This is a genomic window from uncultured Thalassospira sp. (genome assembly GCF_963976115.1).
In the GTDB taxonomy this organism is placed as follows: Bacteria; Pseudomonadota; Alphaproteobacteria; order Rhodospirillales; family Thalassospiraceae; genus Thalassospira.
Map to the genome: position 1 here is coordinate 1 of NZ_CAXBJJ010000028.1, position 21,224 is coordinate 21,224.

Annotated in this window: 19 protein-coding genes and 1 riboswitch; of the genes, 9 read left to right on the forward strand and 10 right to left on the reverse strand. The window is 54.2% G+C overall.

The window, feature by feature from the left end:
* The first annotated feature begins 449 nt into the window (after positions 1-449).
* The 3 genes from AAC086_RS22475 (at position 450) to AAC086_RS22485 (ending at position 3,072) form a co-directional block, all read left to right on the forward strand.
* Positions 450-1,184 carry a glycerophosphodiester phosphodiesterase family protein gene (locus tag AAC086_RS22475; RefSeq protein WP_339782225.1) on the forward strand — a complete coding sequence of 245 codons (735 nt, stop codon included), beginning with the start codon at positions 450-452 and terminating at the stop codon, positions 1,182-1,184.
* 177 nt (positions 1,185-1,361) lie between these two features.
* Positions 1,362-2,681, forward strand: coding sequence for an MATE family efflux transporter (locus AAC086_RS22480; protein WP_339782227.1), 1,320 nt, complete (start codon positions 1,362-1,364; stop codon positions 2,679-2,681).
* A gap of 121 nt (positions 2,682-2,802) precedes the next feature.
* Positions 2,803-3,072 (forward strand): hypothetical protein, encoded by a 270-nt coding sequence (locus AAC086_RS22485; protein ID WP_339782228.1) that lies wholly within the window; start codon positions 2,803-2,805, stop codon positions 3,070-3,072.
* A 9-nt stretch (positions 3,073-3,081) separates the two neighbouring features.
* On the opposite strand, the gene AAC086_RS22490 is transcribed toward AAC086_RS22485, so the two are convergent.
* From AAC086_RS22490 to AAC086_RS22505, 4 genes are all read right to left on the reverse strand, one after another.
* On the reverse strand, positions 3,082-4,341 hold the full coding sequence (locus AAC086_RS22490; protein WP_339782229.1) for a hypothetical protein: 1,260 nt from the start codon (positions 4,339-4,341) through the stop codon (positions 3,082-3,084).
* Positions 4,342-4,429: 88 nt separating this feature from the next.
* Positions 4,430-5,233: an iron export ABC transporter permease subunit FetB gene (fetB, locus tag AAC086_RS22495; RefSeq protein ID WP_339782232.1), complete on the reverse strand. Its 804-nt coding sequence runs from the start codon at positions 5,231-5,233 to the stop codon at positions 4,430-4,432.
* Complete coding sequence (locus tag AAC086_RS22500; RefSeq protein ID WP_339782234.1) at positions 5,230-5,865, reverse strand: ATP-binding cassette domain-containing protein; 636 nt, start codon at positions 5,863-5,865, stop codon at positions 5,230-5,232. The genes fetB and AAC086_RS22500 overlap by 4 nt, the downstream gene beginning before the upstream one ends.
* A 25-nt stretch (positions 5,866-5,890) precedes the next feature.
* Positions 5,891-6,850 carry an AraC family transcriptional regulator gene (locus AAC086_RS22505; protein ID WP_339782236.1) on the reverse strand — a complete coding sequence of 320 codons (960 nt, stop codon included), beginning with the start codon at positions 6,848-6,850 and terminating at the stop codon, positions 5,891-5,893.
* Between the two features lie 209 nt (positions 6,851-7,059).
* On the opposite strand from AAC086_RS22505, the gene AAC086_RS22510 reads away from it, so the two are divergent.
* Positions 7,060-7,542, forward strand: coding sequence for a low molecular weight protein-tyrosine-phosphatase (locus AAC086_RS22510; RefSeq protein WP_339782237.1), 483 nt, complete (start codon positions 7,060-7,062; stop codon positions 7,540-7,542).
* Between the two features lie 192 nt (positions 7,543-7,734).
* Here the strand turns inward: AAC086_RS22510 and folE are convergent, their stop codons facing one another.
* From folE to metZ, 3 genes are all read right to left on the reverse strand, one after another.
* Positions 7,735-8,325 (reverse strand): GTP cyclohydrolase I FolE, encoded by a 591-nt coding sequence (folE, locus tag AAC086_RS22515; RefSeq protein WP_339782239.1) that lies wholly within the window; start codon positions 8,323-8,325, stop codon positions 7,735-7,737.
* A 73-nt stretch (positions 8,326-8,398) separates the two neighbouring features.
* Entirely contained in the window at positions 8,399-8,791 is a 393-nt protein-coding gene (apaG, locus tag AAC086_RS22520; protein ID WP_339782241.1) for a Co2+/Mg2+ efflux protein ApaG, read from the reverse strand.
* 193 nt (positions 8,792-8,984) lie between these two features.
* Positions 8,985-10,187 carry an O-succinylhomoserine sulfhydrylase gene (gene metZ / locus AAC086_RS22525; protein WP_339782243.1) on the reverse strand — a complete coding sequence of 401 codons (1,203 nt, stop codon included), beginning with the start codon at positions 10,185-10,187 and terminating at the stop codon, positions 8,985-8,987.
* A gap of 78 nt (positions 10,188-10,265) precedes the next feature.
* Positions 10,266-10,340: riboswitch (SAM riboswitch) on the reverse strand.
* Between the two features lie 423 nt (positions 10,341-10,763).
* Between metZ and AAC086_RS22530 the strand changes: the two genes are divergently transcribed.
* The 3 genes from AAC086_RS22530 (at position 10,764) to AAC086_RS22540 (ending at position 14,656) form a co-directional block, all read left to right on the forward strand.
* The gene (locus AAC086_RS22530; RefSeq protein WP_339782245.1) at positions 10,764-11,561 is read left to right on the forward strand and encodes a VTT domain-containing protein; all 798 of its coding nucleotides are present in this window, start codon (positions 10,764-10,766) and stop codon (positions 11,559-11,561) included.
* On the forward strand, positions 11,558-12,985 hold the full coding sequence (locus AAC086_RS22535; RefSeq protein WP_339782248.1) for an FAD-dependent oxidoreductase: 1,428 nt from the start codon (positions 11,558-11,560) through the stop codon (positions 12,983-12,985). The genes AAC086_RS22530 and AAC086_RS22535 overlap by 4 nt, the downstream gene beginning before the upstream one ends.
* A gap of 78 nt (positions 12,986-13,063) precedes the next feature.
* Positions 13,064-14,656, forward strand: coding sequence for a HAMP domain-containing sensor histidine kinase (locus AAC086_RS22540; protein WP_339782249.1), 1,593 nt, complete (start codon positions 13,064-13,066; stop codon positions 14,654-14,656).
* Positions 14,657-15,076: 420 nt separating this feature from the next.
* Here AAC086_RS22540 and AAC086_RS22545 read toward each other — a convergent pair whose 3' ends face one another.
* Positions 15,077-16,525: a TrkH family potassium uptake protein gene (locus AAC086_RS22545; RefSeq protein WP_339782250.1), complete on the reverse strand. Its 1,449-nt coding sequence runs from the start codon at positions 16,523-16,525 to the stop codon at positions 15,077-15,079.
* 533 nt (positions 16,526-17,058) lie between these two features.
* On the opposite strand from AAC086_RS22545, the gene purU reads away from it, so the two are divergent.
* Positions 17,059-17,925 (forward strand): formyltetrahydrofolate deformylase, encoded by an 867-nt coding sequence (gene purU, locus AAC086_RS22550; RefSeq protein WP_339782251.1) that lies wholly within the window; start codon positions 17,059-17,061, stop codon positions 17,923-17,925.
* Between the two features lie 241 nt (positions 17,926-18,166).
* Positions 18,167-19,576 (forward strand): diguanylate cyclase, encoded by a 1,410-nt coding sequence (locus AAC086_RS22555; RefSeq protein ID WP_339782253.1) that lies wholly within the window; start codon positions 18,167-18,169, stop codon positions 19,574-19,576.
* Positions 19,577-19,728: 152 nt separating this feature from the next.
* On the opposite strand, the gene AAC086_RS22560 is transcribed toward AAC086_RS22555, so the two are convergent.
* Both AAC086_RS22560 and AAC086_RS22565 read right to left on the reverse strand, forming a co-directional pair.
* Positions 19,729-20,733, reverse strand: coding sequence for an aspartate-semialdehyde dehydrogenase (locus AAC086_RS22560; RefSeq protein WP_339782254.1), 1,005 nt, complete (start codon positions 20,731-20,733; stop codon positions 19,729-19,731).
* Positions 20,734-20,930: 197 nt separating this feature from the next.
* A complete protein-coding gene (locus tag AAC086_RS22565; protein WP_339782256.1) occupies positions 20,931-21,101 on the reverse strand; it encodes a DUF3012 domain-containing protein in 171 nt (56 codons plus the stop codon).
* Between the last annotated feature and the right edge of the window lie 123 nt (positions 21,102-21,224).

Genomic DNA, 21,224 nt, shown 5'->3' on the forward strand with positions numbered 1-21,224 from the left:
TCCGCGTCGCCCTAGTTCGTAGCGCCGCGCCCCGTCGGTGGAGGCGGGTTATAGGCCCCAACCCACGACCTGTAAACACCTTATTTGAATAATTTGTGAGATTTTTTATCAAAGTTAGGTGCAACCCCGAAACGGTCCGCGCAAAAGCTGGGGTTTACGGATATCGCGAGTGCAGCATTTTTTAACACTGCATTGTAAAAGACTGCTGCGATGTCGGTTTTATGACAAAGGTACCTGCGATACCCACCACGCTATTGCCTTGGAGTCCTGACATTTACCGCCATAAACGCAGAAAAACCGCCCGGAAACGACACAGTATTTTCGCTTTTGTAAATTTTGCCGGGAGCGTAAAGAGGATTTAACTGCATTTGACACAAACCGGACGGAAGCGCCAGAGCGGTGCTGCCCGATCTGGCGGCCGGGTTCCCCTATAAACAGGTAAACACACCATGATCCGCATTCCCCATATTATCGCCCATCGTGGCGCATCGATTGAAGCCCCGGAAAATACCATTGCCGCCTTTCGGATTGCACAGGTCCGCGGGGTAAACTGGATAGAATGCGACGTAACATTAAGTGCAGATGCACAATGTGTGCTGATCCATGACGACACCCTTGATCGCACCACCAATGGCAGCGGTCCCATTCATGAACACAGTCTGGCAACCTTACGCACGCTTGATGCCGGGGCATGGTTTTCCGACATATATAAAGGAGAGCGGATTCCGACCCTGAGCGAAACCCTTGATACGCTGGCAGCCCTGGAAATGGGGATTAATCTTGAGATCAAGCCATCGGGATGTGATGCCATGTTACTGGCTGAGCGTGTCGCCAGTGAAATTGGCAATCGTCATGACGTTCCTGTTTTATTGTCCAGCTTTGATCCTGATGTGGTTGCCGCAATGGCAGATCTGTGTCCGGCCCTTGATTGTGGCTGGCTGGTAGAGGAAATCCCGGCGGACTGGAAAACCCGCTATGACGCCTTGAAAGCTGCCGCACTGCATGTTGATCAGAAACAACTTACGGCTGAAAAATGTGCTGAAATAACAGGCGAAAAGGTACCTTTGATCTGTTATACGGTGAATGATCCGGACCGGGCACGCACATTGCTGTCCTGGGGGGTTCGGGCAATTATTACAGATAATCCCGCCTTGATGACAACGGCCATCCCCCCCATTCGGTAAACGTGCCTTCATTTAACAAGATGCCCCATCATTTTCTGATGTGTTGCTGTCCCCCACAGGCACATCAGACAGGGGCACATTTCGGAAACGCCCAAAGCCATGACGACGCCGCAAAACATGATCCCGCCGGACATATCGCCCCAACCCCTATATCCCAATAACCGGATAAAGCGGCATTTGAGTGAACTGTTCCGACTGGCCCTGCCGGTGGTGATTGCGCGTATCGGCATGCTGGCGATGTCGGTTGTCGATACCATTATTGTCGGCAATTACGACAGCTCCAGCCTGGCCTATCTGAATATTGCCCATGCGCCGTTCATTTCATTACTGGTAACGGGTATCGGCCTTTTGACCGGCATCATGATCATGACCTCGCATGCCTTTGGTCGGAAAAATCACCGGGCGGCCGGGCAAGTCTGGCGGGCCTGTTTTCCTTATGCTGTTGTTTTGGGGGGCGCGCTGGCCGTGCTTGCCTGGCAGTCAAAGTGGATTTTCATCCTGAGCGACCAACCTGCCGCGATCACGCTTCATTCAACCGGGCTGGCCCATATTCTTGCCATCGGAATGCCCGCAGCAATGATTTATATTTCGTGCTCTTTTTTTATGGAAGGATTACAACGCCCCCTGCCCGGCATGGTGCTGATGCTTGCGGCAAATATCATTAATCTGGTGCTTGATTACGGGCTGGTCCATGGGGCATTTGGCCTGCCGGAACTGGGGGCCGCCGGGGCGGCATGGACATCCACCATTATTCGCTGGTTAATGGCCGGCACCATGCTGGCTTATATTTTGCTGATGCGCGACCATGTTCTGTTCGGATTGCGGGACGGATTTTCAGGCTGGTGGCATCATTCGCGCAGTGCCAGATCGATGGGATATGCATCGGGTGCCAGCCAGGGCATGGAAACGGCGGCATTTGCGGCCATGCAGCTTTTTGCCGGGCGGATCGGGATTATCGGGGCGGCAAGCTATGGCATTACCATGACCATTTTGGCCTTGATGTTTATGTTTGCCATGGGGCTTGCCTCGGCAACGTCGGTTCGGGTTGGTATTGCCTATGGCCGACGCGACCGGCCCGATATGGCCCTGGCCGGATGGGTTGGCCTGACCACCACCATGGTGGTGATGTTTTGCCTGAGCCTGCCGGTTTATTTCTTTCCGGCCTGGGTGGCCGAGCTGTTTAGCGAAGATGTCGCCGTCATTGCCGGTACATCGGGATTGCTGATTTTGATGCCGATTATTTTCCCCACGGATGGCGGACAGAATGCCGCCATGAGTGCCCTGCGCGGGACGGGCGATAAATGGGCCCCCACCGTTTTGCACATGTTTTCCTATATCTGTGTGATGATCCCGGCGGGATATTATCTGGCCTTTGTCCGCGATATGGGGGTTACAGGCCTGTTTTGGGGCATTGCCATTGCCAGCCTGGTCGCCGTTTCCGGGCTTGCCATAAGATTTGGCATTGTTTCAAAACGGGAATTGCCGTCTTACCCGTGAGAGCGATGCAAAATTGTCGCCTGACAAAATGGTCCGCCCGATATTTTCGAGGCGGACCTTTTTGATTGGCCCTATCGCCAGGATGCTGAGAGCTTGAAAAACCTGACCGGAAAATTTCGTCATGCCAAATATTCCGACAGACACCAAAACCAATGATCTGAGCGCGCCCCAAAAATGGCAGGGAAACCTGAAAGATGCGATGCAGGCTCTGCGTGGGCGCCGTGACCCGCGATTTGAAATTTTGCTAGAGCAAGGCAGCATGTCGGTTGAAGTTTATGCGCCCGACAAAATCGACCATCAGACACCCCACCGCAAAGATGAGCTTTATATTATCCAGTCCGAGTCCGGAATATTTTACCGGGGCGACACACATAAAGCACTTTTCCTTTAATGCCCATACCTATTGGTGGCGCGATGCCGCAAGGGCCAAACGCGGCATTAGCATGTCACAAAATGGTATCACCAGCGCATCAAACGCCGCCGCTGCACGCGGGGCATCAATGCGGATGATATGCTGTTCGATATCGCGCCGGGTCGACAGGCTGTTAAGGCTGGCGAGTTCTGGCAGGCTGGCAATTAACAACGCGAAAAAGGCGCACTGATCCGGCGTTGCGCGATCCTCGGCCAGATTACCAAGATGGTTATATAGTGCCATCGCCAGAAACCAGCGACAATAGGGCAACAGGCCCTGAATGATTTCGCCCCGTTGCTGAGATTGCACATATTGCTGCAAATCGGGGTCAAGCCAGACCGCATTTTGCACCCCGGCAATAAAAGCATTGCGATGTGCCGGATTGGCTTCGGAAAAGAACAGCCCGCTTAACCACGCCGACAGGTCATCCAAAACAGCCTTGCGGCTTTGCGGGGTGCCATCGGCCGTATAATCAAGGGTTGGCAAAGGCGGCTGGCCGGACATGGCAAGGGCAGAAATCGCCAAATCCATCACCGCGTGGGTTAACCATGCCTGATGCCAGATTTGCATGGGGCGAAAATAGGGTTCCTTATCGCTTCCTCCGGCCTCGATCCAGCTTTCGATCAGATGCGCGCGCCCCAGGGCGATGCCGATTTGCAGGGCATTTTCAAAACCAAGCCCGCCCGACGACATACCAGACCGCGCGCCCAGCATATCTTCGAGAAGGGGCAGCGTTGCCACCGCCTGATCACGGCGCACCCCCGCCCCGACGGGCAAATAAAAGGATGGCGCATCGCCATGACCAACAATTGAGCGCACATGTCGGCCCAAACTGCCCCAATAAACCAGACGCACCGGTTGCGCACGTTTGCGCCACAGCGGGCGGGTTTCGTCCCAGTTGGCGATTTCAAAGTCGGTTAAGGTCATCGCCGCCCCAAGACGGGTCAGGGGTTTGGCCACCGCAGCGTCCAATTCTTCGACAGTGCCAATATGGGCCAGCGACAGCCGCCAGCCCGGCTGTTCATGGGGGTGATGATCCAGCCAGAGATGGGCAAAGCCTTCGGCCCCGGCGCGTTCCATTGCCGGTGCAACCAGATCCATGAACATTTGCAACGGGGCAGGAATATCGGCCAGTTGATGGTCTGGCAGCGGATTGCCAACCATAAAGGTCCGAATGACGATATCTTCGCCGTCGGGCCGGTGGGCAAAAACGGGGGGCAGAAAACCGGCATACGCATCGGCGGACATGACACACTCGCTATAAAATCAACAAAACAGCTATATCGCAGGCAATATAACACGACACAGTCCGCCACCCGACAAGCAGACTATCGAACTAGCGGGCTTTAAGGCGGTCCAGACGCAGGCGATGGCGCGGATCGCTTAGCCGCCAAACCCCGCATCGCACCGCCAGCCATACGCCAAGCCCGGTGGCACCGGCAATCAGGAACATCAAAAGCAGTTGATAAAGAACCGCTTGCAAGGGGTCAATCCCGGCAAGGATTTGCCCTGTCATCATGCCGGGAATAAAAACAATGCCGCAGGCCGACATCGAATTTAACACCGGGGCCAAGCCATTTTGCATGGCAACCCGCATGGCCGGCGCAAAGGCCTGATTGCGCGTGCCACCAACGGCAAGCCGGGCCTCGATCGCCGGGCGCATATCGTGGGCAGCTTCACCCAGGCGCATCAGGCCCAGCGACACCCCGTTCAAACTGTTGCCCAAAACCATGCCCAGCAACGGAATGACAAAGCGTGGATCATACCACGGGTCGGGGCGGAACTGGGTGACGAGGGCAAAACCCGTGACCAGAATAGAGGCCGCCGCCATCGCCCCGGTGCCAAAGGCAAACCCCCACAAACCGGTGAAACGGTATTTTTGCCGTGCTGTCGCCTCGCGCCCGGCGAACAGCACCATGATGATAATTAACAAAACGGTCCAGGCCGGGGCATTAAGGGCAAACAGATATTGCAAAACCAGCCCCAGCAGCAGCAATTGCACCACCATGCGCAGGCCCGCGACGACAATTTGACGGCCCAACCCCAAACGGTAGACCACCGACACCAGCCCATGCGCCAACAGCAACAAAGCCGCCAGGCCAACATCAAAAATATCGAGACGGACAAAGGCGTTGATCATGTGAGAATTTCCACCCTGTCATCGGGGAATATTTCCTGGCATCCCGTTTTATCAAGATGAAAATGGCGATCACCAAGCAATCGGGCCTGTTGCGGATTATGGGTTACCAGCAAGGCCGCGCCACCGCGCCGGGCATAGGCGCGCAGCAGGTCAATAACCGCGTCGCTGCTGGCCGGGTCCAGGGCCGATGTTGGTTCATCAAGCAGCAAAACCGCAGGGGCGCCTTCCATCCCGCGCAACAAAGCCAGCCGTTGGCGTTCGCCCGTGGAAAGTTCGGCAAGGGGCCGGTCGAGAATATCGTCGGCCAGCAACAGGGTGGCAAGGCGGGTTCGCACCGCCGATATTTCGCGAAAATGCGGTGCTGGTGTTGCGGCCCACCAGCCCGGTTCGGCAGCCAGATAGCGCACCCGGTCACGCCATTTAGGGGCGGGCATAGCGGCAAGTTCGGCCCCGCGCAACGTAACCGAGCCCGCACGCGCCGGTTCCAGATCGGCGATGGCCCGCAACAGGCGGCTTTTACCAATGCCTGATGGCCCACGAAGGGTCACGATTTCGCCCACATGCAAACACAGCTTCACCGGGGGAAGATCCCCCGCCACCAGATCGGAAATTTCAAGAACGCGATCTGCCATCTTGCCCCTTGTCCGTCGGTAAAGATCAGGCGCGCGTCAAACCTGCATGCCCCAGATAGGCTTCACGATAAACAGATGGCGGCATTCCGACAAGGCGGCGAAAATCACGCGAGAAATGGGCATTATCGGTAAAGCCGCACCAATAGCCAATTTCACCAATCGACATGGATGTACCGCCAATCAAACGGCAGGCTTCGCGCACCCGGGTTAACCGCAGCAAATCGGAAAACCGGGTATTGGCGTTTTGCAGGCGCCGCTGCAAGGTGCGCGCCGATGTACCAAGCTGGTTGGCCACCTCGTCAATGGTCCAGCCCCGACCGACATCATTTTCAAGAATGGCCGCCAGCTTGCGAATAACAGCGTTTCCCATCATTGCAGGCGGGGCCGTGCCCGGCATATTGGCCATAAACGGATAGCCCGGCGACACCGGCACAAAACTTTGCCAGTTGATACGCCAGCGCAAACCACGCCCGGCAAAATCGCGTATTTTTACCAGTTTGCCATTGCGCACCAGCGTAACGGCAGAACCATGAGAGGGCAAAATAACACTGGTAATGCCTTCAACCCCGATCGCTTCGAGCAGCCCCACCATAAAGCCGTGCAACAACAGGTTTTCCACCCGCGACGGTGCCTGCCCGCGCACCGCACCACGGTGCAGCGTGATCGACCGGCTGGTAATGCTATGTTCGGTGCGCCCCCGGGCGTGGGAATAACTTTCAAGACGGCGCCAGCGTTCCACGACCAGTTCCGGCGTCCCGCCATAGCGCAACATCGTTAAAACCGGGGCCTGTTCCTTAAGCGCAAGATGACGCCCCAGCTTGACCAGAACATACGCCCCAACCGCCTCTTCAAGGCGCAACATCACAGACCGCAAGCGCCCCGCAGTCATGACTGTACCTTCGGGCACAAGTTCGTAGCCCTGGGGCAACCAGGCCAATTGGCGAATTAACGCACCTTGAAGACCAAACGAAACAAATTCCTGCATAAATGCAAAGCACCCCCTGTTGATGGCGTAATCGTACAAGCATCTTGCATTCGGGTCACCTTGCCTGAACAAATATCACGAAGCTGTTACAAAATGTCTAAAGGACGCGATTGCGCAGATATAAAAACACGCCCCTTCACCCACAGACTTTTATCAACGCCCCGTCCCATGTCATGCTAGGGATTGTTAACACGATAGATCAAGGAACAATGCGCGTGATCAGGGTTTTGTTTGTTTGCACCGGGAATATCTGCCGCTCGCCCACCGCCGATGGTGTCTTTGCCCACATGGTGGCACAGGCCGGGTTAAGCGCCCGAATCGACGTCGATAGTTGCGGCACGACATCGTACCATATTGGCGACCCCACCGACCGCCGGGCCATAAAAGAAGCCCGCAGGCGGGGTTATGATTTGTCGCATTTGCGTGCCCGGCAACTGGTTGCCAACGACTATGACACATTCGATTATCTGATTGCCATGGATGACGGGCATCTCGACATATTGCAGCGATCCTGCCCGGAAAACCGCATGGACCGGATAAAGCTGTTTCTTGATTTTCATCCAGCGCGGCGCGGGCAAAGTGTACCCGATCCCTATTATGGCGGAGCCGATGGCTTTAGCCATGTCCTCGACCTGATCGAGGATACATCGCAAAACCTGCTGGAATATCTGCGCAATCATCACGAACTATAAAGAAAACCTTGATGACAGCGACACGGAAACATTTGCTAAAGCACTTTTCCTTTGGCTTCTTTCATATTTTACCTCGCGGTAAACACCCTTGCCGGCTATGTAGAGGACTTCCGCCTCAGGCGCATAACAACAAGGGCCGCACATCGCAAATGTGCAGCCCAAAGCCGTCAATCCGTAAGGCCGTCAGGTCGTTTATTTACCGATCATCGAGAAAAACTCGCGTCGGGTTCCCGGGTCCTCGCGGAAGGCGCCCAGCATCCGGCTGGTAACCATCGACACGCCGGTTTTGTGAATACCGCGCGTACTCATGCATTGATGGTTGGCATCAATCACCACGGCAACCCCCAGGGGGTCGAGCTCTTCCTGAATGGTATTGGCGATTTGCGAGGTCAGTTTTTCCTGAATTTGCAGGCGCTTGGCGAAAATTTCAGCAACACGGGCCAGTTTGGAAATACCGACAACGCGTTTGCGCGGCAAATAGGCGATATGGGCAACGCCAACGATCGGCACCATATGATGTTCGCAATAGGATTCGATACGGATATCGCGCAACAGCACAATTTCATCATAGCCATCGGTTTCTTCGAACGTCCGGCGCAGAACTTCTGCCGGGTCCTGATGATACCCGGCAAAAAATTCGCCATAAGATCGCACAACGCGATCCGGTGTTCCGCGCAATCCTTCACGGTCAGGATCATCCCCCGCCCAGCGCAGCAATGTCCTTACCGCATCCTCAGCTTCTTCACGGCTGGGGCGGTTCGCTGCCGTTTCGTCGTTGCACATGATCTATCCTCTTTATCTATCCTGAACGGTTCTTTGCACCTGACCCCGGCAAAGCATCCCTGCATTTTTTAAATTAATTCAATGTCGCAATACTGTGCGGACTATCGAGCGAGAAAGCAGGAACATCAATGTTAAACTCGTTCCCGTCAGGATCGGCCATAACATAGTGTCCCACCATAAATCCCCCTGGCGTCGCCAGGGGCGCACCGCTGGTATAACTAAAACTTTCGCCCGCCGCGATAACGGGCTGTTCGCCAATGACGCCATCCCCGTCCACGGTCTGGGTGTCCCCACGAGAATCCGTAATCCGCCAATGACGGCGCAGCAATTTGACTGCATTTTCGCCCTGATTTTCTATCAGAACACGATAGGCCCAGACATAACGGTGACGATCCGGGTCTGATTGCTCATCAAGAAAACTCGGCTTTACCGACACGCTGATATTTTGTGTCACAGCTTTGTACATTCAGAACTCCAGACCAGATTTTCCCGTCCAATACAGGAAACCTGTTTCTCATTTGTGCAACATTTAGACAGTCTCGAATTAAACCGCTACCCGTATAAACGCTGCATTGCCAATATTTGTGCCATCAAACCGTAAAAAGAAACGGCCTGCACAAGGCAGGCCGTCATGGCAACAGGTCATATTGTGCAAATTCTTATACGTTCAACGCCGCAAACAGATCTTCTTTCAGATCATCAATATCTTCAAGCCCGACCGACAGACGCAACATCCCTTCAGTAATGCCCATGGTCAGCTTGTCTTCACCCGGCACACGCTGGTGGGTTGTGGTCCAGGGGTGGGTGGCAAGGCTTTTGGCATCACCAAGATTGTTTGAAATATCAATTAGTTGCAAATTATCCAGCAAAGAAAATGCCGCCTGCTTGCCACCGGCCAGTTCAAGGGCAATCAACCCGCCACCCCGACCTGACATTTGTTTCATCGCAATTTCATGCTGCGGATGGCTGGCAAGTGCAGGATAAATCACGTTGGAAATTTGTGGCTGCCCGGACAGAAAATTTGCCAGTTCCGTTGCATTGCGAATATGGGCATCGACGCGCAGGCTCAGGGTTTCAAGGCCCTTAAGCAGGGTCCAGGCGTTAAACGGGCTCATGCTTGGGCCGGTATGACGCAAGAACTGGGTCAGATGGTTATCGTGCCATTCCTTGTCATTAAACAGGATGGCCCCGCCAAGGCAACGACCCTGACCATCAATATGCTTGGTGGCCGAATACACCACGATATCGGCCCCCAACTCGAAGGGATGCTGCAAAATCGGGGTGGCAAACACGTTATCAACCACCACCTTGGCACCGGCCTTGTGCGCCAGATCGGCGACAAAGGCGATGTCGATGACTTCAAGGGTCGGGTTTGACGGTGTTTCAAGGAAAACCGCATCGGCCGGTTTGGACAGTGCCTTTTCCCAGGCGGCATGATCGGTGCCATCGACCAGTTCGGTTTCAACGCCAAAACGCGGCAACAGGGTAGTAAGGATAAATTCACACGAGCCAAACAGGGCCCGCGAGCCAACAACACGCCCGCCCGCCTTGGTACAGGCTGCCAGGGCATTCCACACAGCCGACATGCCCGACGCCGTCGCACGGCAATATTGCGCCCCTTCAATCAGGGCCAGGCGTTCTTCAAACATGGCAACGGTGGGATTGGCAAAACGCGAATAGACGAATCGTTCCGGGCCACTGCCATCAAACGAGGCTTCGGCCTCGGCGGCGGTGTCATAGACATAGCCGGAATTCATGAAAATGGCTTCGGATGTTTCGTTAAATCCGCTGCGTTTGGTCCCCCCCCGTACAGAACGGGTTGCGGCACGCCATTTATCGGAAGCCTTTTTTTCGGTCGTCATCGTCTTGCTCCTCAATGTCCGGCGTATTGTACATACCGGACATAAAAAACCCCGACCGGCAAATAATCAGGTCAGGGGGGCGATGCCATCCTGTCCTCTTTAGCGGTTTTTAACGTGGCCGCAAGCCGGTCTACAAATCCCACGAAACATGACACTACGCCTGCCAATTCCCAACGTCAAGACATCGCCACTGCCAAAACCGCACAACAATGCCAGTTTTCACCCTAAGGCCAGGTCCGCACGGCATAATTTATCGCCATGCTTTTGCGCTCCCCGTTTCTGCGGGCCGCACAGCGGCGCAACGCAACAACCCTTTGCAAACCTGCAATTACGCACAGCACAAACATCACGCAATGGTGAAAGAAGTTCATGTGTCAAATTGCAATTCCGGGTCTATATCTCGGGATGACACATATGCCATGCTGTGACCGAAACAACGGTGTCGACCTAACGATATTGATGCTCACAGCAAGGCAGGTAAACATTTCTCGCACCCATTAACCGCACCAAACGTTCAGGACACGACCTGATAACAGGGTTTTGCCCCTGACAGACAGGAACATCAACGAGCACCCGATGCCATCAAACAGCCAGCCAACGCATCCCACGTCCCCGCCTGCCGCTTGTGCCTCTGACGCAACGGGCGGCAAAGGGCGTGGGCATTTTACCGTCAAACGGCTGATTCCGGTTGCCATTCTCGTGCTGGGTCTGTGTGCCGCCTGGTATTTTGGTGCCACGCAATTCCTGTCCTTTGATACTTTTCGCAACCATCGTGCCGACCTGCAACATCTGGTCATACAAAACCCGGTCCGCAGCGTTATCGGCTTTATCCTGCTTTACATTCTGGTTGTTGCCCTGTCCCTGCCTGCCGGGTCCATGCTGACGATTTTTGGCGGCTTTCTGTTCGGGGTCACGGCGGGGACGATCTATGTCGTGATCGGGGCCACCCTGGGTGCGATGATTGTTTATCTGGCCACCCGCTATGCCTTTTACGATTACATGCACGCCAAGGCGGGCAATGCCCTGCGCAAAATGCAGGAAGGCTTTGCCGAAGATGCGCTGTGTTACCTGATGGTTCTAAGGCTGGTGCCGTTATTTCCGTTCTGGCTGGTTAATCTGGTGCCCGCTTTGCTTGGCGTTAAACTGCGCGCCTTTCTGATTGGCACAATCATTGGCATTATTCCGGGCACATTTGTTTATGTGTCCATCGGCGACGGGCTGGGAGCACTGTTTGATCAGGGGAAAATGCCGGATTTCGGCATTATATTTGAACCCCGTATTTTAACCCCGATCATCGGGCTGGCCATTTTGGCAATGATCCCGGTGGCCTATAAAAAATATCGCAAACACAAAGCCGGAAACCCTGCATCATGACCAACCCGATCAACACCGACATTTGCATTATCGGCGGGGGATCGGCCGGGCTATCGGTGGCGGCCGGGGCGGTGCAAATGGGCGCGCGTGTGGTTCTGATCGAAAAGGGGCGCATGGGCGGCGATTGCCTTAATACCGGCTGTATCCCGTCCAAGGCCTTGCTGGCCGCAGCGCACTATGCCCATACCCTGAAAAACGGCAGCACATTTGGTATTCATACAAGCCCGCCCACCATTGATTTTGCCGGGGTTATGGCCCATGTGCGCGAGGTTATCGCCGGAATCGCCCCGCACGATTCGGTGGAACGGTTTGAGCGGCTAGGCTGCACCGTCATTACCGATCACGCCCGTTTTACCGGCCCGGGCGAACTGGTGGCCGGAGGCCAAACCGTGCGGGCGCGCCGCTTTGTCATTGCCACAGGCTCCCGCGCTGCCGTGCCCCCCATCCCCGGTCTTGGGGATGTAAGTTACCTGACCAACGAAACCATTTTTAACAATACCACCTGCCCCAACCATCTGATCATTATTGGCGGCGGCCCCATCGGCATTGAAATGGCCCAGGCCCATCGCCGTCTCGGTGCGCGGGTCACGGTTATCGAACAAGGCAGCATCCTGCCCAAAGACGACCCCGACCTGGTGGCTGTGGCCCGCAAGGCGCTGGAGGATGACGGTATCAGCCTGTATGAAGCTGCTATGGCAAAGCGGGTTGAACCACATGGCAGCGGCTGCCGAATCACGATGATGCATAAAGGGGCCGAACTGACCCTTGATGGCAGCCATTTGCTGGTCGCCGCAGGGCGCAGCCCCAACATCGCCGATATGGGGCTTGATCTGGCCGGTGTCGACTGTGCCAACGGGGCCATTGCAGTTGATAACCGCCTTAGAACCCGCAACAAAAAGATATTCGCCATTGGCGATGTAACCGGCGGCCTGCAATTTACCCATATGGCCGCTTATGACGCCGGTATTGTTATTCGCAACGCCCTGTTTCACTTGCCTGCAAAAATCAACCATCACGCGGTGCCGTGGGTCACGTTTATCGACCCGGAAATTGCCCAGGTCGGCCTAACCGAAAATGCCGCCCGCGCGGCCCATTGCAACGACATTCGCGTTATCACCTGGAATTACGCCGAAAATGACCGCGCCCGTACCGAACGGCAAACACAGGGCCTGATCAAGGTTGTGACCACCGCATCGGGCCGTATTTTGGGGGCCGGTATTGCCGGGCACCAGGCAGGCGAATTGATTGGCCTGTGGTCGCTGGCGATCAGCCGCAAAATGAAAATCGGCGCGGTTGCCGGGCATATTGCCCCTTATCCGACCTTGGGGGAAATTTCCAAACGCGTTGCCGGGGCATGGTATGCGCCCAGCCTTTTTGGCAAAAAAACCCGTAAAATTGTGCGGTTGCTGTTACGTTTAAGCTAGAATATTGTGATCATTCAATTTTCGCACGGCTAAGCTGGCCACTCTTACGATCTGCCAGACCAACCAGGATCCGGGCATATGGATAAACCACATCTTCGCTTGCCACCCTGGACCAAATCACTTTCGGCCCGCTTGTTGTTTTTAACAATCGGGTTTGTGATGCTGGCAGAAGTTTTCGTTTTTGCCCCCTCGGTCGCCCGTTTCCGCATCGACTGGTTACGCGCCCATATCGATTCTGCCTATCTGGCAGCCCTGGCCCTTGAAGCCACCCCCGACCAGATGGTGTCGCAAGACATGGCCCGCGAACTCCTGTCGAATGCCGGGGTCGAGGCCATTGTGTTGCGCCGCGACGATCGCAAACTGTTATTGCAACGCGACGACATGCCCGCAAAGACGGACCATAATGTTGATCTGGGCGAATTTTCGGTGGCCTCAGCCCTGAGCGAGGCCTTTGAAACCCTGATCCAGCCCCATGACCGCATGTTGCGCGTCATGGGCATGCCATCAATGGCACCGACCATTAAAATCGAAATTCTTGTGCATGAACGCAAACTGGCCCATGAAATGTATGAATTTGGCTGGCGGGTATTGGGCCTGTCATTGCTGATTTCATTTTGCACAGCGGCCCTGGTGTATTTTGCCCTGAATTTATTATTGGTCCGCCCGATGCGACGCTTTACCAGCGAAATGATCCGGTTTCGGAAAAACCCGCAAGACAGCGCCAATATTATTGTCCCCGACCACCGCGAAGATGAAATCGGCATTGCCCAGCAAGAACTGGCCAACATGCAAAAAGATCTTCACGCGATGCTCAACCAGCGCCGCCACCTGGCCGCACTGGGCACGGCGGCAACCAAAATCAGCCATGATTTACGCAATGCCCTGGCAACATCAATGCTGATGACCGAACGCCTTGCCAGCAGCGAAGACAAGGAAGTCCGCGCGGTTGTGCCGCGCTTGCTCGCCTCGATGGAACGTGCGGTTTATATCAGCGAACAAACATTGTCTTACGCCCGCGAAGCGCCGCCGATACTTGATATTTCGCGTTTCACCCTACGCGAACTGTTTGATGAATGCAGCGAAACCTTACTCGAACAGATCAGTGGCGGCACAATCGACGCAACAGACCTGACACAGGCCCCGATCCATATGCCGCAAACATCGCAACAGCATCGCGATGTTGCGCTCGATATTGCCGACGACATCGTGGTCGAGGCCGACTATGACCAGTTGTTACGGGTTTTTGGCAACCTGATGCGCAATGCGTTTGAAGCCGGTGCCAGCAAAATTACAATCACCGCCAGGACGTGCACCAGGACGTGCGACACCCCCCGGATCGGCAATAGCAATGACCTGGCGGGTCCGCTTGAGCTGTGGGCACCTGGCGTGACCACAGATGACCCCGACGACGTTCCCGTCATTGCCAATAAAAAGGCCATTCAGATCCTGATTGCCGACGATGGACCCGGCTTGCCGGAAAAAACCATCAAAAACCTGTTTGTGCCTTTTGCCGGAACCGCGCGGAAAGGCGGCACCGGACTGGGGCTGGCCATTGCCCGCGAATTAATGATCGCCCATGGCGGCAATTTGCGCCTGCGGGCTTCGGGGCCACAAGGCACAACCTTTTGCGCCACCCTGCCGATCCATGCCACGCCAGCCCCGCCAGTCTGATCGGGATACAAACCTGCCAGGCGGCCAATTACGGCTTCAAAGCTGCGGTTCGCTGATTTTCATCCCACGAAACCTCTGTCATAGATTTAACCTATCGAAATTAACATTTTATTCGATTTAACCACTTGTCTCCAATTTGGCATAATTCCCGCAGGCGATACCGGGCTCATATCCCTTTCCCCGATCCGCTCCTGACCCTGGGTTTGGTATCGCCGATTAAATTTTTTAAGCCCTTTAAAATCAGGCTGCTGCCAGCGCAGCACCAATAAAGCACCGATCCCCCGGGGTATCCGTTCACTCCCTGACGGATACCCAAAAGCAAGACCTCGCCAAGCCCCCGCTGGCGGGGTTTTCTTTATTTCTATATTTGTCCGGTAATTTCACTATTTGAAATTTAAAGCATATTTCCTTTAATATGCTTTAGTCGCGCCAAAAATCGGGCGAAAGCAAAATCAGCACCGTGAAAACTTCCAGCCGGCCAATCAGCATCCCGGCGGCCATCATCCATTTCGCCCCGTCGGGCAAGGTGGCGAAATTACCCGATGGGCCAACAATTGGCCCCAAACCTGGTCCAACATTGGCAATGGCCGTGCCCGCACTGGAAATGGCGGTAACAAAATCCAGCCCCATTGCGCCAAAGCCCGCGGCCAGCACGACAAAGCAAAACACAAACAAAAAGAAAAAGCTCAGCACCGATTCCGTGACATCTTCGGTCAGGGGTTTGCCGTTATAATAGGCAATAAAAACCCCGTGCGGACGCAGCATGTGGTTTAGCTGTATTTTGGCAATTTCATAAAGAACTTGCAGGCGGAAAATTTTGACACCGCAGGTGGTTGACCCGGCACAGCCGCCAATAAACATGACAAAAAAGAACACCGCAACCGCAAAGGCCCCCCACAAACCATAATCCGTCGTGGCAAACCCCGTTCCTGTCATCACCGAAATGATATTAAAGGATGAAAAGCGCAACGCCGTCCAAAATCCAACATCATTTACATCGCTATGCCAGACCGCGACACTAAGAATAATGGTAAGGGCAATGGTGATAAACCAGCGCACCTGGGAATCGCGAAACAACGACAAGGGCCGCCCGCGCAAGGTTTGCAAATACAGCAAAAACGGCAATGCCCCGGTGGTCATGCCCAGGGTAATAATCACGTCGATCAACGGGTTATCATAATAACCAATCGAGGCATCCTTGGTCGAAAACCCGCCAGTGGCAATGGTGGTCATGGCATGGGCGATCGCATCAAAAAATGACATACCCGCCCACCACAGCAAAAATGTCCAGATCACGGTAAATGCCAAATAAAGGCTGAAAATGCCCATGGCGATCTGGGTGGCGCGGGGAAAGGCCTTGTCCGATTTGTCGGAATTTTCCATGCGGAAAAGCTGCATCCCGCCAACCCGCAGCATCGGCATAACGGCAATTGCCATGACAATAATACCGATCCCGCCCAGCCATTGCAAAAGGGCACGCCACAGCAAAATACCAGGTGGTGCTGTATCAAGCCCGACCATCACCGTCGACCCGGTGGTGGAAATACCCGACATGGCTTCGAAAAACGCGTCGGTATAGCTCATATTCATATTGGAAAAGGCAAAGGGTAGGGCGGATACAGCCGTGAGCACCAACCAGCTTAACGTGGTCAGAATAAAGGCCTGGCGCGAGGTCATGCGCAATTTTTCGGTGCGATTCATCATGACCAGCGCCCCGCCAATAAACAGCGAAACAGCCGCTGCCGCCGAGAACACCAGCCAGTCGGGATGGCCATAATATAAATCGACCAATGCAGGAACCACCATGCCAAGCGAAAGGGTTGCCAGCAAAATACCGATAATAAAAAGGATTGGTCGGAAATCGATCAATGAATAGCCCCGTCTTCCCCTGTCGGCATATGGCCGCCGTGTTGTCAGATCACCGCCATATCACGTGCAATGCCTGTTTGCATCCTGTTGCCCGGGCCACAGCATGCAATCTGGTTCGGAATTATGCGCGCTCGCCCGTGCCATCTGATTGGCGTGCGGCCTTGGCCGCGCAAAACCGGCCATTGTCGGCCAACTGCCAGCACGGCACAGCGCGGTCCGATCCGGCGGCGGATTCTTGGCCAAAGTCCCGGCAATGTCCAGTTCTTTCCCCGCCATTGACCCGGGACAAGCCGTTTAGCGCTATATCCGGCCCATTTTGCCAAACATCATGCCGGTTTAAACCAGCCCACATGTGCCACACACCTTATGCCCGCCAAGAACGATTACACTGTAATATAGCGTTGCTGGCACGTAAAAATGCGCTGTGCCCCCACAGGGAAAACACTTTCACACCAATAGCGGGTTGGCAGCAGACCAGCCAGCCGCTATATCGCAAGGTCAAACTGCATTACCAACTGAAAGCCGCAGCGGAAATGTCCGAACTTTCCAAGACCTTTATCCTGACCATTACCTGCCCCGACACCTTTGGCATTGTTGCAAGTGTCACCAGTTTTCTCGCTGACGAAGGGGCTTTTGTCACCAAGCTGGAGCAGTTTGGCGACCCCGAAAGCAAACGTTTTTTCATGCGGGTGAAGTTTGAGGCCGGCCGGGCATTGCGGACGGAAGCCGAGTTTAGTGAAAAATTCACCCCGATTGGCGGGCGTTTTTCAATGGACTGGAAACTTCACGATTATTTCCGCAAACCGCGCGTGGTGCTGCTGGTATCCAAATTTGGCCATTGCCTGCATGACATGTTGCACCGTGTCGCTTCAAACAATTTGCGCATCGAAATTCCGGCCATCATTTCAAACCATGAAGACATGCGTGGCATTGTCGAGTGGAATGGCATTCCCTATTACCATTTGCCGGTCAACCGTGATAACAAGGCCGAGCAGGAAACCAAACTGCTTGACGTGATCAACGAACACAAGACCGACCTGGTGGGACTGGCGCGCTATATGCAAGTGCTTTCAACCGACCTGTGCCGGGAACTTGAGGGGCGCTGCATCAATATCCACCATTCTTTCCTGCCCAGCTTTAAAGGGGCAAAACCCTATCATCAGGCGCATAAACGCGGCGTCAAGCTGATTGGCGGAACCGCCCATTATGTCACCGCCGACCTTGATGAAGGCCCGATCATTCATCAGGCGGTTGAACGGGTTGACCATACGATGACGGCAGAAGACATGGTTGAAATTGGCCGTGACATTGAATCTGTTGTCTTTTCACGCGCCATTCAGATGCATTGCGAGCACCGCGTTTTCCGCAATGACAGCAAAACCGTTATTTTCCGACGCTAGAAAAAATCCGGTTTTAGTCTCCTGAAAACAGCAAAATCCCGTCCGAATTGCAATTTGGGCGGGATTCTTAAATCAAAACGCTAATGAACTATCATTACGAATAGTAAAACGACGATGGTGTTAACTCGCATTTTCAAATATAGTAACCGCTTATTAAAGTGTTTTTGCGGTGCTCGTTTTTGCGCGACAATTTTGCAACCAAATGGAATCAGAAGTGCCGGGAAAGAAGCTACATTTCGCCTTGATCCTATGCGTCCTTTTAGGGATCGGCTTTCTTACGACCAGTTTTGTCAGCTTTTACGTCGCCCGCGATTCCCTGCAAGAACAAATCGCCGAAAGCACCCTGCCGCTGACCAGCGACAATATCTATTCCGAGATCCAGCGTGATCTGTTGCAGCCGGTCTTTATTTCGTCACTGATGGCGCATGACACGTTTTTTCGCGACTGGACCCTGAATGGCGAACAAGACCCCGAACTGGTCACACGTTATCTTAGCGAAATCCAGAAACGCTATGGCACCATAACGGCATTTTTTGTCTCGGATAAAACCAAAAACTATTACCATACCAGCGGTATCTTAAAACAGGTATCGCGTGATAACCCCGACGATTCCTGGTATTTCCACGCCAAAAACCTGAAAGAACCCTACGAAATCAATGTCGATCACGACACGGCTGACCGGTCACGGTTGACCATTTTCGTCAATTATCAGGTGCGTGATTACGAAGGAAAAGTCATTGGTGTGACCGGGGTCGGCCTTGCGGTTAATTCGGTCACCAACCTGATTGAAACCTATCAGCAGCGCTATGGCCGCACGATCTATTTTTCAGATCGCGAAGGCAACATCACCCTGCATGGCAGCGATTTTGGCAATGACCGCACCTTGCAAAGCCACAAAAGCATCCGCCCCATCGCCACCCAGATTCTGACCTCGCCGGGAACGTCTGTCAGTTATAACAACGGCACCGAGACGATTTTCGTCAATAGTCGCCTGGTGCCGGAATTTGGCTGGCTGTTACTGGTTGAACAGCACGAACAGATTGGCGATCAGCGGATTGAAAATACCCTGCTGATCAATATCGCCATTTCGCTTTTCATCACGGTTCTGGTCGGCTTTACCGCCTATTTCACCATTCGTGGCTATCAGCGACGGCTGGAAGAACTGGCATCCTTTGACAAGCTGACATCGGCCTGTAACCGCCAGGTGTTTGACCTGGTGTTTGAAAAAGTTACCAAGGCCTGCCGACGCCGCAAAGAACCTTTGTCAATGATCTGCCTTGATCTGGACCAGTTCAAGGAAATCAACGATACCTATGGCCACCCTGGCGGCGACACCGCCTTGCGCGAAGTCGCCAGCATGATCCGCAGTATCATTAGCGACGAAGACACGCTGTGTCGTTGGGGCGGGGATGAATTTGTCATTCTGCTGGCCGGTAAAGACCGCAGTTCGGCCATGCAGCTGGCACGCGCCATCGCCGATATGGTCCGCGAGAATGGTGTCCGGTTTGGCCGCGAAAATATCGCGCTGACGCTGAGCGCAGGTGTGACCGAATATCGCGACAGTGAAACACTGTCCTCGATCATGAACCGTGTCGATCAGGCCCTTTACAGTTCCAAAAACTCTGGCCGCGATCACATTTCACAAGCCTGATCGTACCGCCACCGCCTGTTCCGGTTAAAACCACACCTTAAAGTATCCGTTTTTATCACCCGGGTTTGGCTGCAACCAAAAAAAACGGCCCCTGCAAGTAAATTGCGGGGCCGTTTTCGGTTCATACAGTGCCAGGCACTGAACGGATATGATCAGGCAATCGAGGCTTCAGCGATCTGTACAGCATTCAGGGCAGCCCCCTTAAGCAACTGGTCACCCGCGACAAACAGCTCCAGACCATGATCACCAAAGATCAGGTTGGTGCGAATACGGCCCACTTCGACATCGTATTTTTTGGTCGCGTTAATCGGCATCGGATATTCCAGCTTTTCAGGATTATCCACCAGCTTCACACCTTTGGCTTTTGCCAGCACATCACGGGCGGCCTGCGGGGTGACCGGTTTTTCGGTTTCAACCACGATCGATTCTGAATGGGTCCGTTCGGTCGGAATCCGCACTGCCGTGCAGGAAACAGCTAGATCCGGCACGCCGAAAATCTTGCGGGTTTCCCAGGTCACCTTCATTTCTTCACGGGTATAGCCGTTTTCCTGAAAGGTATCGATATGCGGGATCACGTTAAATGCCAACGGATGTGCAAACACTTCCGCCTTGATTTCTTCGCCCTTCAGGCCCGCAGCCAGGCCTTCGCGCAATTCATTCATGCCCGGCTGCCCCGCACCCGATGCGGCCTGATAGGTGGAAACAAACACCTTTTTCAAACCAAACGCCTGGTGCAGCGGCCACAAGGCAACGGCGGCAATGGCCGTGGTGCAGTTCGGGTTGGCAATCAGCCTGGCTGTTTTTGCCAGCGCACCATTAATTTCCGGCACGATCAGCGGCACATCGTCATTCAAACGAAAAGCCGATGAATTGTCGATCACAAGGGCGCCCTCGGCGATCTTGGGGGCATATTCCTTGGCGAACTCGCCAGATACCGCCAGAAACACGATGTCGCATTTCCTGGCTTCTTCAACCGAGAACAGGGTCACGGTTTTAGTGCCATATTTAGTCTCCAATGTTTTTCCTGCCGACCGTTCGGACGCAAAAAGGGTCAGTTCACCTACAGGAAAATTGCGATCAAACATAACGTTGATCAGCTCGACGCCAACCGCACCGGTTGCGCCGATCACACCGACATGGAGATTTTCGGCACTCATAATATCTGACTATCCTCGTAATTTGTTGTGTTGTTTTGCCCTGCGCCACCATGCGCGGGCCGTGCATTATAGGGAATTCCCCATATAACGCAAATCAGGGATCGTGCGGGTTATTCCGCACACCAATTACCGGTTCAAACGCACAACAGCCATCCATGTTCCCCGCCGCCTCAACCTTGGCATCTCATCGCGGTGATTCAGGGCATGCAGCTTTTGGCAAAATCGCTGGTCTGGTTGGCGGTCCAGTCGCTTTTGGGGATGTGTTCCATCGTGTTACACCAATCCCGGCTGCCAATTTCAGGCGCGCAGGCGACCAGTGTCATCGTCACCATCATGGCGGCCAGGGCGATCATGACTTTATGTGTCATTCCCATCGTGCTCCTCCGTTCTGGTTATTTCTAACCTTAACGTTAAAGCATTTTTCCTTTAATATGATCCATTTTGCCAGCTCAGTCTGCCGCCTGGCAAGGAGAAGTCCGCAGGGCGTAATG